This is a genomic window from uncultured Campylobacter sp., assembly GCF_937921625.1.
Lineage (GTDB): Bacteria > Campylobacterota > Campylobacteria > Campylobacterales > Campylobacteraceae > Campylobacter_B.
Genome location: NZ_CAKZTI010000029.1, coordinates 16,290 through 28,805, shown reverse-complemented (window position 1 = coordinate 28,805; position 12,516 = coordinate 16,290). Strand labels below are relative to the sequence as shown.

Annotated in this window: 13 protein-coding genes and 3 pseudogenes; 3 read left to right on the top strand and 13 right to left on the bottom strand. The window is 47.7% G+C overall.

Annotation, left to right across the window (positions count from 1 at the left end; all coding sequences use genetic code 11):
- Positions 1 to 87: 87 nt before the first annotated feature.
- The 5 genes and pseudogenes from Q0101_RS04825 to Q0101_RS04805 form a co-directional block, all read right to left on the bottom strand.
- Positions 88 to 978 carry an NTF2 fold immunity protein gene (locus Q0101_RS04825; protein ID WP_297942862.1) on the bottom strand — a complete coding sequence of 297 codons (891 nt, stop codon included), beginning with the start codon at positions 976 to 978 and terminating at the stop codon, positions 88 to 90.
- 238 nt (positions 979 to 1,216) lie between these two features.
- Positions 1,217 to 1,915, bottom strand: a complete 699-nt coding sequence (locus Q0101_RS04820) for a phosphoribosyl-ATP diphosphatase (protein ID WP_366939402.1) — start codon at positions 1,913 to 1,915, stop codon at positions 1,217 to 1,219.
- Positions 1,907 to 2,227, bottom strand: a pseudogene (gene hisI / locus Q0101_RS04815) (phosphoribosyl-AMP cyclohydrolase); the annotation flags it as partial. The pseudogene hisI and the gene Q0101_RS04820, both read right to left, overlap by 9 nt.
- Before the next feature lie 292 nt (positions 2,228 to 2,519).
- Complete coding sequence (locus Q0101_RS04810) at positions 2,520 to 3,599, bottom strand: SPFH domain-containing protein (RefSeq protein WP_297942860.1); 1,080 nt, start codon at positions 3,597 to 3,599, stop codon at positions 2,520 to 2,522.
- 8 nt (positions 3,600 to 3,607) lie between these two features.
- Positions 3,608 to 4,534, bottom strand: a complete 927-nt coding sequence (locus tag Q0101_RS04805; RefSeq protein ID WP_297942858.1) for a branched-chain amino acid transaminase — start codon at positions 4,532 to 4,534, stop codon at positions 3,608 to 3,610.
- Between the two features lie 428 nt (positions 4,535 to 4,962).
- Here Q0101_RS04805 and Q0101_RS04800 point away from each other — a divergent pair.
- The 3 genes and pseudogenes from Q0101_RS04800 to Q0101_RS10705 form a co-directional block, all read left to right on the top strand.
- Positions 4,963 to 5,487: pseudogene (locus Q0101_RS04800) on the top strand (recombinase family protein); the annotation flags it as partial.
- Between the two features lie 97 nt (positions 5,488 to 5,584).
- Positions 5,585 to 5,977: a TIGR04076 family protein gene (locus Q0101_RS04795; RefSeq protein WP_297942856.1), complete on the top strand. Its 393-nt coding sequence runs from the start codon at positions 5,585 to 5,587 to the stop codon at positions 5,975 to 5,977.
- Between the two features lie 143 nt (positions 5,978 to 6,120).
- A pseudogene (locus tag Q0101_RS10705) lies at positions 6,121 to 6,343 on the top strand (type IV secretory system conjugative DNA transfer family protein); the annotation flags it as partial.
- Between the two features lie 215 nt (positions 6,344 to 6,558).
- Here Q0101_RS10705 and Q0101_RS04790 read toward each other — a convergent pair.
- The 8 genes from Q0101_RS04790 to Q0101_RS04755 all read right to left on the bottom strand — a co-directional run bounded on the left by Q0101_RS04790 (position 6,559) and on the right by Q0101_RS04755 (position 12,510).
- Positions 6,559 to 7,698 carry a phospholipase A gene (locus tag Q0101_RS04790; protein WP_297942854.1) on the bottom strand — a complete coding sequence of 380 codons (1,140 nt, stop codon included), beginning with the start codon at positions 7,696 to 7,698 and terminating at the stop codon, positions 6,559 to 6,561.
- Positions 7,688 to 8,254, bottom strand: coding sequence for a molybdenum cofactor guanylyltransferase (locus Q0101_RS04785; protein WP_297942852.1), 567 nt, complete (start codon positions 8,252 to 8,254; stop codon positions 7,688 to 7,690). The genes Q0101_RS04790 and Q0101_RS04785 overlap by 11 nt, the downstream gene beginning before the upstream one ends.
- A gap of 60 nt (positions 8,255 to 8,314) precedes the next feature.
- Positions 8,315 to 9,091 (bottom strand): hypothetical protein, encoded by a 777-nt coding sequence (locus tag Q0101_RS04780; RefSeq protein ID WP_297942850.1) that lies wholly within the window; start codon positions 9,089 to 9,091, stop codon positions 8,315 to 8,317.
- Between the two features lie 253 nt (positions 9,092 to 9,344).
- Positions 9,345 to 9,704 (bottom strand): nitrous oxide-stimulated promoter family protein, encoded by a 360-nt coding sequence (locus Q0101_RS04775; protein ID WP_297942848.1) that lies wholly within the window; start codon positions 9,702 to 9,704, stop codon positions 9,345 to 9,347.
- Positions 9,705 to 9,805: 101 nt separating this feature from the next.
- On the bottom strand, positions 9,806 to 10,813 hold the full coding sequence (locus tag Q0101_RS04770; RefSeq protein WP_297942846.1) for an AI-2E family transporter: 1,008 nt from the start codon (positions 10,811 to 10,813) through the stop codon (positions 9,806 to 9,808).
- A gap of 101 nt (positions 10,814 to 10,914) precedes the next feature.
- Positions 10,915 to 11,121 carry a hypothetical protein gene (locus Q0101_RS04765; RefSeq protein WP_297942844.1) on the bottom strand — a complete coding sequence of 69 codons (207 nt, stop codon included), beginning with the start codon at positions 11,119 to 11,121 and terminating at the stop codon, positions 10,915 to 10,917.
- Positions 11,118 to 11,489: a hypothetical protein gene (locus tag Q0101_RS04760; protein WP_297903151.1), complete on the bottom strand. Its 372-nt coding sequence runs from the start codon at positions 11,487 to 11,489 to the stop codon at positions 11,118 to 11,120. Before Q0101_RS04760 ends, Q0101_RS04765 begins: the two co-directional genes overlap by 4 nt.
- A gap of 37 nt (positions 11,490 to 11,526) precedes the next feature.
- Entirely contained in the window at positions 11,527 to 12,510 is a 984-nt protein-coding gene (locus tag Q0101_RS04755; protein ID WP_297942842.1) for an argininosuccinate synthase domain-containing protein, read from the bottom strand.
- Between the last annotated feature and the right edge of the window lie 6 nt (positions 12,511 to 12,516).

Here is a 12,516-nt window from a genome sequence, read left to right as displayed (position 1 = left end):
ATTTTATCACAGTGCCCGCGGCAGGCTAAATTTTATCTCTGTGATCGCGCCGAGAATGAAATTTGAGCTCCATTTCGCGCTCAAATTTTACAGCCCGCGGTTTTTGCCGTCCATACCTTGGCACTTATCTACGAGCCAGCGCCCGTCCTTGCGCACGAGCAGGAAGCGGCGCGCAAAGCCGTGTTCGTCCTTGGCGTAGATGTAAATTTTATTTTTACTCTCGCATTCGGCGTCCGTTAGCTCGTACCCGCCGTAGGTGCCGCCTTCCATCATCGAAAATGAGATGCCCTTGGGGCGGAAGCCGCTGCGCCTAACGGGCGTGCAGTAGCGAGCAAAGAGCTCCTCACACCTGCGCTGCACCTCGCCGTCGTCCAGATCATCGATTCGCGATGTGGCAAATTTCTCCCACTCGCTCATCGCCGCGAAAAATTCTAAAAGCACACTCCGCGCCGCCGCCAGGTCATCTGGATCAAGCTTCTTTTTGCTCTTTGCGGCGTCTCTTTGCGCCTGCTCGAATTCCGCGATCTGCTCTTTGCTAAAGCGCCCGCCGTCTAGATAAAACTGGATTTTGGTATCCGCCGCAGCTAATAGCCCTGCAAAGCTCACGCGTGAATTGACCAGGCGCAGCGATTTTAGCTTTGGGATTTGCACGATCGCTTTTAGCCCCTCATCCGTGATGCTGACATTTTCTATACCGATGTGCTCAATCTTAGCGTGCCCCGCAAAATATCTAAACCCCTTGCCGCTTATCTTATCGCTATCTTGCAAAAATAGATACGCAAGCTTCGGCAGCGTGGCTATATGCTGTAGTGCCGCATCCGTAATTGCTGTAGCTATAAAGCCCATATTTACGAGGCTTTTTACCTCGCAGATGCGGCGCACCATCTCATCGGTGAGTGCTACGCTTTCGTAGTGATGGCCTTTGCAGTAGCGCTCGCCAACCGCGTCCAAAGCCTCCTGCATCGTGATCGGTTTCATCGCTTCTCCCTTAAATTTGATTTTAAAATTTTAGTGAAATTTTACGATCTGCGCAAGGCGCTGAAATTTACGCGCAGATTTGCTCGTGCAGCGCGATTAAATTTTGCGGCAATAGCGAGGTTGAAATATACTTTCGTCGTTGAAATTCGGCGTAGAATTTCGGCAACGTTTTTTAAATTTAGCTCGCCGCGCAAGGCGGGCGAGCGGGCATGGCGCCTTCGCAATTAAATTTTACGCATCATTTTTCGCGACGCCGCTTTTCTTCGATGCCGCTTTGCCCTTGCCTGCGTGCTAGCTCGTCAAGTAGGGCGTCCGGGTGGATATTGTGCGCCGCAAGTGCCAGCAGAAGGTGAAATAAAAGATCGGCTCCCTCGTAAATCACGTCGTATCGCGGCTCTCCCGCTTTATGCTCGCCGAAGCCCTCGCGCGCGACGTCTGCGTAAAGCTCGCTGCGCGACAGATCCTTGCACGCCAGCGCAAACTCGCACGCCTCCTCGGCGATCTTTTTGAGATAGGCGTTTTCGCCCTTCGCGTAGAGCGAGGCGACGTAGGAGAGCGCGGACTCGCCGTTTAGCTTGCGATCCAAGCAGACGTGATAAATTTCGTCCAAAATGCCGTACGGGTTTTTTTCTGCGGAGTTTTCGAGCGTGGAATTTTGCAAGGAGGCGTATAAATTTTGCTCGCTGCGCTCTGCGGCGGAATTTGTGAACGCGGAATTCGTTGCAGTGGGGCTTTGCATTACAGAATTTTGCTTACCGCAGGAATCGGTAGAATTTTTGGGCGCTAAATTTTGCGAGCCGTCGCAGGAAGCGAAATTTTGCCCTGCGCGGGAATTCGCGGAATTTTTCTGCGCGAGAGAGGCTGCAGAGCCGTGCTCTGCGAAATTTATCGCGCCGCAAGCGTTCAAACTCTCGAAATTTTCATCGTCTTTTTGCAGCGAAATCTCTTTGAAAAAACAGCTTCGTGCGCCCGTGTGGCAGGCGGATCCGCCGCATTGCTCGACTTTAAGCAGCAGCGCGTCGTTGTCGCAGTCCAAAAAGGCGGATTTTACGAGCTGAACGTGACCGCTCTCTTCCCCCTTTTTCCAGATGCGCCCCTTGCTGCGCGAAAAGTAGTGCGCGTAGCCCGTTTGCAGCGTCAGGCTTAGCGCCTCTTCGTTCATATACGCGAGCATTAAAACCGCGCCGTCGCCCGCGTCCTGCGCGATCACGGGGAGTAGTCCGCCCAGTTTTTGCCAATCTACCTTCATCTTTGATCCTTAATTTGCGAAGTCGAGCGCCTTAAATTTAGCCGCCGCACGCGGAATTTGAGTTATAAAATTTACGAAGCGGTGAGCCTTGTAAATTTAAAGAGTAAACCTGGCGGCTAAATTTTAAGCGACCGCTAGGCTTAAGCCGCGACGAGCGCGAGTTCTACTCGTCACGAGCTTTCGAGTTCGCCGCTAAGATTAACTTGCGAAATCGCGAGTTAAGCTTATGCGCCCGGAGCAATTCGCTATTAAATTTATCTCGCGAAATCCGGGCGTATAACCGCCTGAAATTTTAATTTTCCCGCTCGATGGCGCTTTGCTTCGCCTTATCTTTCGTATCGACCCAGATATTAGGCACCGCGCCGCCCGGCGTTAGGAAAATTTTCGCGTCGCCGTTTTCGCGCAACGCCTCGTTAAATTTAGCCTGCGTCTCGATCTGCTTAAGGCTTAAAAGATTTGCATCCAAGCTCTTTGCGATCTCTTTGTTGGCGTAGGCTTGCGCGTCGGCTTCGATCTTGGCGGCATCGGCGCGACCTTGAGCCTCGATTTTGACGGCGTCTGCGTTACCTTTGGCAAGAGCAGCCTTTTTAAGTGCCTCTTGATTTGCGCGCTCGACCTCGTATTTGGTGCGCTCAGCCTCCTGTTTGGCGATCTGTACGCGCTCGATCTGCTCCTTTACCTTCGCCGGCAGGATGATCTCGCGAAGCTGCACGGCTAGCAGATCCACTGGCGAATTCGGCAGTGCTTCGATATTTTTGCGGATGCCGTCGTCGATAGCTCTAGCGATCTCGTCGCGTTTGGTAGGCAGCTCTTCGGCGGCATAGTTGCCGATGACGCTACGCACGACGTCCTTTACGCGCGGATCGATGATCTTATCCTCCCATAAAAAGCCCCACTCGGCGATCGTGTTGGGCGCCGTGGCTTCATTGAGCCTGTATTGCACGGTGATGTCGATGCTGACGGGCAAATTTCGCGAGTCTAGCACCGAAAGCGAGTTTTTACTAATGATGCCGCCCGCGGTGCCGCTTTTAGTAGCGATACCCGCGCTCATATCTTCGCTGCTGGTATAGTTTATGATACGTGTGCGAGTATCTACGACGAATACGTCTTGTATGAACGGCACGAAAAAGTGAAGTCCCGCGCCAAGAGGCGTCGGATCGTATTTGCCTAAATTTGACTTGATCCCCACTTCGCCGGATTGGATCGTGACGAAGGGTTTTGAGATCACGAGCAGCGCGATTAGCGCGATTATCACGTAAAGCACGCCGCTAAACTTGCCCATCCCTCCGAAATTAGGAATTTTAAAATTTAAATTCCCGCCTTTTTTGTCGCTATTTTTCTTATTAAAATAATCATTCAAATCCGCAGGCATGCGCGTCCTTATTTAACGTAAGTGAGCCAGTGCTCAAATTTTGGGTCTTTGCCCGTGACGACGGCGAAATACGCCTTTTGCAAGCGGCTCGTGATTTCGCCCATCTCGCCCTTGCCGATGATCCTACCGTCGATGTTACTAATCGACGTGACCTCCGCGGCAGTACCGGTAAAAAATGCCTCGTCCGCGGCATAGAGCTGATCGCGAGCGATGCGCTCTCTGCGGACTTCGTAGCCCAGGCTGCGCGCGATTTTTATGACTGAATTTTGAGTAATGCTCTCTAGGCTGGTGTCGTTCGGCGGAGTGATGATGACGCCCTCTTTTACGATAAATAGACACTCGCCGGGGCCCTCCGCGACGAAGCCCTGCGGATCAAGCAGTATCGCCTCATCGTATCCCGCATCGACCGCCTCAAAATTTGCCATCTGCGAGTTGAAATAATTCGCACTCGCTTTGGCTTTTGCCATCATCGAAAATTGTGCCGGCTTCATCCACGATGAAATTTTAGCTTTGATCCCTTTGCGTAGCGCCTCTTCGCCCATATATGCGCCCCATTGCCACGCTGCGACGATGACGTTTACCGGACAGTTCGTAGACGAAACGCCCATCGAACCGTAGCCGAAATATGCTAGCGGGCGGATATATACGGTCTGATCGAAGCGGTTTTTTGCGACGACGTCGATCTGGGCCTGACGAAGCTGCTCGAAGCTAAACGGAAGCTTGATCAGGCAGAGTTTTGCCGAAATTTCAAGTCTGCGAGTGTGCTCGTCCAGGCGAAAAATCGCGTAGCCTTTGTCGGTCTTATAAGCGCGTACGCCCTCAAATACGGCGTTTCCGTAGTGCAAAGAGTGCGTCAAAACGTGAGTAGTAGCCTCCGCCCATGGGATTAGTTTGCCGTCTTTCCAGATGAGTTCGGCCTCTTGAATTTGTGCCATTTCTTGATCCTTTGATGAAATTTAATCCATAATTCTAGCTAAAAGAATATTAATTTCTAAGAAATTCTACCTGCAGGGATTCGGTACGGTAGGCGAAACTTCGTCCACAAAATTTAAGGCGATTTGCATCGCTAAATTTTGCTTTTTAAAATTTAGCGGCGTAGAGTAAAAAGCTGCGAATTTTATATTTTGTGCGGATAAAATTCCGCGTCGTTTGATCGGTGTGCGAAATTTATGCGGACACGGCGAGAAAAGGATTAACCTCATAAGGACAGAGAAAATAATAAAAACTTGGAAAGGAGGTAATTCTCATGTCAAATACGAAAAGAACAGGACAAATAGCCCTTTACGAGCATTTAAGTCGTGATGATGAAATGCAAGGAGAAAGTAACTCCATTACAAATCAAAAGTAGCTACTTGAAAGCTATACAAAAAGCAACGGCTTTGTAAATATCTATCACTATACCGATGATGGAGTAAGCGGAACAACCTTTGATAGAGAGAGATTTCAAAAGATGATAAAAGCAGTAGGAGAAAACAAGGTTTCTACCGTGATAGTAAAAGATATGAGCAGGCTTGTAATAGAGGGATATGGAGTGACACAGATAGCAGATATATTAACCAAAGATAGAGTCCTTGTCTCATCAGCCTATGCAGAGATACATTACTCGGAAAATAACCATAGCTCAAAGAAAAGTAAACAAGAAGATTTTTATAACGAACATATGGCAGAGATTATTTTATTTGAAAGAGCAAGGAAATATCTGAAAGAGAATTCAGGAGAAAGCAAGACCCTAAATATATCCAAATGGAAATCAGAAATAGGCGCTTTGAAGAAAGCAAAAGACAACCTATATTCTCAAATTATAGATATACGAGAAGAAGTGGAACAGGCTGAAAGCGTTAGAAGCTGTATAGAGAAATTATTAAAAGAAAACAGAGGACTAACATAGGTAAAGAAGCAAGAGTTAGGGCTGTAAAACTAAGTAAAAATATGCTATATTATAAATGTCGAGTGAAACAAATTAGAATTTGCAGGAGGAAAAGGCTATGAAGCACAAAGTCAGATTAACAGTTATCGATAAGAAGCTCTACCCGGAATTGCAGCAGCAGTACTGTGCCGATCCGAATTCCGGCGCATGTCCCTGCTATAACGTGGGTGATGTGTTCGAGTTCGACAGGGATGATGGGCGAGATGATTTCTGGCACTGTGGCCTGAACACACTCATTCACACGGATGCCGATCCCGACACCGTGGCAGGCGGCCCCCAGATGCCACATTGCTCAGAGCTTTGGGATGCCATCAGTCGGTACGTCTATACCGGGTTGCAGGGCGGCTCCATCATGAAGGGGTGGATGGAACGGGAGAACGAGATGATCGCCTGCTGTTCAGATGGAACAAGGCCGGTAATCTTCAAAATCGAGCGGATTGACTACGAGTAATGCAAATTCCAGTTTGTCTAATCGAATAGAACAATTTTAGAAACAGTAAATCACAAAGGTTTGCTGTTTTTTGTTGCTTAATTTTCAAAAAATCGTCCATAAACATAAAAAGGTACTTGACAAAACGTTCTCTGGAGAAACTCAAAAGAATAGAGTCTTATGTAGATGAAAAGTTTGAAAACAACATACTTTTAACCGATACAGAAAGACCTGCCATGAATGGTAGACCTAAAAACCCTAAAAATATGCAAGGAACAAAAATATACTTATAGTGGGAGGCTCAGGAAGCGGAAAGACCGGATTTTTTTAAAACCCAATCTTATGCAAATGCACTCATCCTATGTTGTAACAGATCCTAAAGGAACGGCGAGGGTAGAATTCCATCCGCCATATCTATGTAGCGGATAAATTTGCTCGAGTAATAGCCCTAAGTAAATTCCGCGCTCTTGCCGTAGAATAGAATTTAATAGATAAAATTTCAAAAGCAAATTTTATCGTGATACTTCGTAGGATTAGCAAATTTACCCGCCGCAAACTAAATTTAGCCGCAGAATTTCAAGTTTTTAATCTAAGCTCGCCTTTTAAAATTCTACGAAAGAAAGCCCGATGCCGATCTTATTGACGCTGCGTTTATAATCCGCGAGGCTTTCACCGTAGCCGTTGAAGTAACGCAGATAGCCGTAAAATCCGCTGTTAAAGATCGGAAAGCTATAGTTTAGCTCGATCGCGCCGCGGTTACTGCCGTCAAAATGCAGGTTATTTCGCCACAGAGCGCTAAGTCGCTGCTTGCCGAAGGTGTATGACGCGCGCAGATCGCCGTAGCCCATATAATCCGCGATGTCCTCGTTCGTGCGGTCCAGCCAAAACGCATACCACACTCTGGGGGTGATCGAAAATCCGTCCGCACTCCACGTGCTTTGCGCGTAGAGCCTATTCCACGAGCGCGATTCCTCGCCGCCCTTGCCGTTTGATTCGTGCATGGCGCCTATCTTTAGCTCGTCCGCAAACGGCACCGGCGCGCTAACGTATAGCTCGGGACGATAGTTGCTCTCGCGGAAAGGCGCGCTATCCTGCGTGATCTGCCACCAGGAATTTTGCGCGTAAGCGAATGAAATTTTCTCTCCAAACCCCAGCGCGTCGTAGGTGATCGGGCGCTCGAAGCTAAACTCAAAATGCAGCTCATCCGCCTTACGATCGGGTTTTTTGCTGAAATCGTGGGTAAAGAGCATATAGATCGGCTCGTAGTATTTAAGCCCCAAAAATCCAAAATTTTGGCCATTTTGCTCGCTTTGAGGCGCGGAATTTAGTGCAGCGGAATTTTGCGAGATCGAGTTGGAATTAGATGATACTAAATTTGGCGCAGAGCCTGACTCAGCCGAGCCTGCGTCTGCGAAATTTGATGCAGCGGAATTTAGCGCGCTGGATCTTGCCATGGCAGAATTTTGTGCGAGGGAATTTTGCGCCGCAGCGGGGCGTAAAACGGTAGTGTCATCGTGCGAAGCGCGGTTTTCTGCGGACGAGGTAGAATTTTCTGCGACTTTTCGGCGCGGTTTATCGCCTTTATCCGCTAGACTTGCCGCGGCGATCTTTTTGTAATAGATCATCGCGTTTTTGTAATCGCCTTTGGCTTCGTATTCGCCGGCCTTTGCGTACAGCTCGGTCAGATCTTGTGCGGCTAGGCTTAGGGCGCAAAGCGCGAGCGCTAAAGCTTTAAATTTCATCTACGCCCTTTAAATCGTTTTGATAATTTATATTTAAAAACTGCTCTTTGTTTTTGAAATTTAGCACTTTGGAATTTGCAGATCCGATGAGCGCGCCGATCTTATGCTCTCCTGCGCGGTAGAGCTCAAGCGCGCGCGGCGCGAGAGCTGCGTCAAAAAAGCCGCACAAGCTATGTCTGTGCGCCTCGTCGCCCGCTACGCAAATTTGCCCCTCTTGCTCGCTAAGAGCGCGAATGGTGGAAATTTCTACAAAGGGCATGTCGGCTGGGATGATAAAAATGCGCTCGCCGCTAAATGGCTTTAGCGCCGAATACAGCGCGCCCATCGGCGAAAATTCCTCAAATTCATCATAAATCATAGGAAGCGGCGGACTAAATTTAGAGCTTTTGGCGCAGGCAAAAACCCGCTCAAACTCGCGGTTTAAGCGCGAAAAAAGAAAGTGCGTCATGCTGGGATGCCCGCGGAATGGAAACAGCGTTTTATCGCTGCCGAAACGCGAGCTTTTACCGCCGCAGAGAATGACGCAGGTTTTCATAGAAATTTCACCGGCTTTCATCGATTTTATCGTGGCGAAATTTTAAATTTGAAAGTAAAATTTACAAAAAGCACGGGCATATCAGTCTTTTTGCATATATTTGGCTTTGCCAAGGGCGTTGTTTGCGATGAATTGATAAAGGCTCGGCGCCTGAAGCTTGGCTAACTCGGGGTATTTGGCTTTAAGCGTCTTCCAGATATCATAGACTCGCATACCGCTTGCGTAAAGCTTCATAATCTCGCTAAAATGCGGATCGTAAAGGCTCGGCTTTTTATACAGCGAGAGTTTGCGGTCGGTATCCAGCACTGCGTTTGCCTCGATAAAAGTTGCCAGATCGCGCTCGCTTACTTTGGCAAAATCCTTTTCGTAATGAGCTTTCATATATTTTAAAATTTCTTTATTGCTAACGCCTTGGAAATGCATTTTCTTGATCTCGAAGCGATATGCGTATAAGAAATCCTCGCTTTTTTTGGCGGTTGCGCGAAGTCTTGTTTTTTCATCTTTGAACGTCACGGAGATGAAGTGCGTAAGCCCTGCGGCTGTGACGGCGCTTTTAAATACTTCGTCCTCCTCGCCGATCTTTTTTAGGATCGCCTTGACGGTGTAGCCCTCGGCAATAAGATTTGAAATTTTATCTTTATACGGTTTGTAGTCGAATCGCACGCGCCTAAAGCCCGTCTCGACGCTGATTTTTTTGTAGATCCTCGCATGCTCTCTAGATGTAAAATATCTCGATTTCAGCCCTTTGCGGAGTTGTTCGGCAACCGCGGTAAAATCGTCATAATCGGCGATAGACGCGATTAATTCCTTTTCGTTTACGACCCTGCCGTTAACGACCGCGATGGTAATGACCTTCATATTTTCTCCTTTGATTGGGCACAATTCTAACTTAAAACTATAAACTCAAATTTAATTATTTATTATCAAGGATTGCGGAGGATTTGTGTTTGCGAGGCAGAATTTTACGCACTAAAATTTAGCATTTTGATTGATTTTTATATCTTTTTGTGCTTGTTCTCACGCTGCTTTTTTATACTTTTTTGCATAAAGATGAAGCGAGCTTGCAGAGATAAATTTTACCCGCAAACTTTAACTAAATTGCCCGCACAAATTAGCTTTTTTTTAACGAAAAAAGCTTTTTGATCTTTGTAAGTCCTAGCTTCATGCCACTATATTTCATCATCTTAGCCATATTTACCCACATTTCACGCTCGTAGCACGGATGTGGGCAGTGGTGACAACGCGGCTTTTCGGTATGCGGGCAGACGCGCAGGCGCGCATAGGCGTAACGCAGCATCCGCTCGCAGTCGCTACAGAGATGAAAGTGCGTCTGCACTAGCCCCTTATCGTCTTTGTAGTCATGAAGCACGGCACCATCTCTTTTAGGCGCATCCACATGCTTGCCATCGCAGTAAATTTGGATAAATTTCGTCACCGTGTTTACTTCGTAAATAAATTTTTCGCTAGTCATATTTGATCCTTTGAGCGGATTTTATCTAAAAGAGACAAAAATACTCTTGAGCGCGCTCAAGCTAGAATTTATTGAATTTTAAAATTTCGCGGAATTTCGCTTTATCTTTCGACCTTGTTGCTTAATAGAGTCGCGATGAAGCGTGTTTTGTCATTTGAGGCAAGCGCGATTTGCAAGCTCATCGTAAGCGGCACAGCCAAAAATAGCCCGCCGATACCAAGCACAAAGCCCCACAGCAGCAGCCCCGCAAGCACGCTAATCGTTGAGAGCCCGAGCCCTTGCCCTAAAAATCGCGGCTCGATGATATTCCCGATCGCTACGTTTACGACCAAATAGATTGCGATAGTCCAGATGCTGGAGCTTATATCCATCGTAGCTAGCGTCACGAAAAGCGTCGGAAAGACCGCTACGATCGAGCCAATGGTGGGGATGAAATTTAGCACGAAAGCCAAAATCCCCCACAGCGCGGCATATGGAACACCAAGAGCCCACAGCCCGAGCCCGATGAGCGCACCGGTGCAAGCTGAAGCGATAGTTTTGATTAGTAGATATTTTTTGAGGCTGGAGGCAAATTTCTTCACGAAAGTGTGCGTAGCGCGGCTACTTTGCGAAAAATAGCGGATTTTTTCGTCGATCACGGAGCTTTCAAAGACCATAAATGAAACCATTATAAAAATGAAAAATCCCGTCGAAACTATTGAGCCTGTTTTGCGCAGTAGTGCAGATAGCTGCGCGGCGGCTTCGCTCGGATCGATGCCTAGGCTTGCGGCGTTAAGCTCTATGCCGAATCGAGAGAGCTTCGCACTCACGCCTCCTAGCACCTCTTCAAATTTTGCTTGAAGCTCGGGCAGGCGCGCTGAAAATTCCTTGATCGCATCAAAGATGACCGCACCGAAAAACACTATAATCGCCACGAAAGCGAAAGTGATGATGAGGAAGCTAAAAACGCGCCCGACGCGGATCTTTTGGACATAAAGCACCAGCGGCGAGACGAGCACCGTGATGAAAATAGCTAGCAAAAATGGCACGACGATAGCCTGCGCGGCTTTAAGACCAGCCAGGATGATTACGACGCAGGCAACCGACATCAAGGACATTTGAAGCTTCAAGAATTCTCCTAAATTTGACATTTTCGCAGAGCTTTTACGCGAAATTTTGATGAAAGGATTTTAACTAAAATTCCATAAATTTATGACTAAAATTTTATATATCATTTCTTATCCCATAAATTCAGTTCACTTTGAATTTCTATCTTTATATAATAAGAATTTTCTGTAATACCTGCAAATTTTGCCAATATTTTTGTCTCATCGGAAGAGCTTAAATGTACTGGAAATGATTTCACTCCATTAGAAAGCAGCCAAATAGCACGTGTTATTCCGTCAGAAAATGAACAAGCGTATTTTGTTTCTTTCACATATTCCTTTTAAAAAACGGAATACATCTTGCTTTTATTGGTACATAATACTCATCAGAATAACAACAAACTCTAGCCAATGGCACAGGATTACCAAGACCCTGTTTAAAGCCCTCTTCTGCCCAACTATATTTGTAATCGTTTCGCCAACCATCTTCCGTTTTATTGCTTATTTCTTTATCTACATCAATTTTACTATTACGCCATAATTCTAAGAATTTTATGCTATCAACAAACGCAATATCTCCAGTGTTATTTGTAAATGGGTGGCACATATATACAGATTTTTGGTTTTTAATTTTTAATTCAAAAACAACACGTTTTTCTTCAATTATAATATTTATACCGGGAAAACGTTCAAGCTTCATATTGCACTCCAATCCCTATATTTATTGACATGGCTTATCATACAAAATACTCGCGGGCGACATCCTTGCTCTCAAATGGGCTTGCGCTCAGCTCGCTGCCCTCTAAGAGCAGGGCGTAGCTGCGCGCGGCGTCTGTTTTGGCGTATGTTAGCGCCAGCCTTGCCGCAAGCTCTCTATCCGCCTCGCTCGCGCCCCTACTTAGCAGGCTTAGCGCGCCCACGACGTCATCTTTAAATTTTATCTCGCTAAATTTCGGATTTTGCACGGCGGCAAGCTTTTTGTTGTCGCTCTCATCCCGCCCGATTATGAGCTTGGCGCCCTCAGGCAAGCGCAGATGGCGTCCGAATTTTAAAATTTCAGCATCCGCGGGCGTTTCGATCTTTTCAAATTTTACCGCATCCTTGATCCGCTCGCTGAAGCTCTGCACGGTTAGCAAACAGCCTCCCGCCGGCGTTTCATAGTCCTCAAAGCCAAACTCCGCCGCGAGCTGCATCTGTCTAGCCCGCCCGCGCCCGCTGATGTCAAGCAGCGCGCCCCTATCGACCCAGCCCTTGATCTCGGGCGTCGTGGGCGGCAGCAGCTTCGCGCACATCGGACGCAGGATCAGCCCCTCCTCATCGCCGCTAAGCCCGCCGACCTGAGCTAGAGCCTGCGCGCGCTGGCTCATCGGGCGCTGTCCGAGCACCTCGCCAGTGATGATGAAGCTCGCCTCTTCGCTTTGCAGCATCGCAAGCGCGGTCTTAAACATATATCCGTGGCAGTCGATGCAGGGGTTGAAGTGCTTGCCGTAGCCGTATTTGGGCTCGAAAAGCACCTGCCGCAGATATTCGCTTCTGATATCGACGATTTTAAAATCCGCCCCCGCAGCTGCGGCTCTGCGGCGCATGATCTCGCTCTTATCGTCCTTGCCGCCAAATCCGATATCCATATTCAGCGCGAGCACCTCGATGCCTTGCGAGACGATAAGTTTGACCGCGAGCATAGAGTCAAGCCCGCCGCTAAAGAGCGCCAATGCCTTCATTTCGTT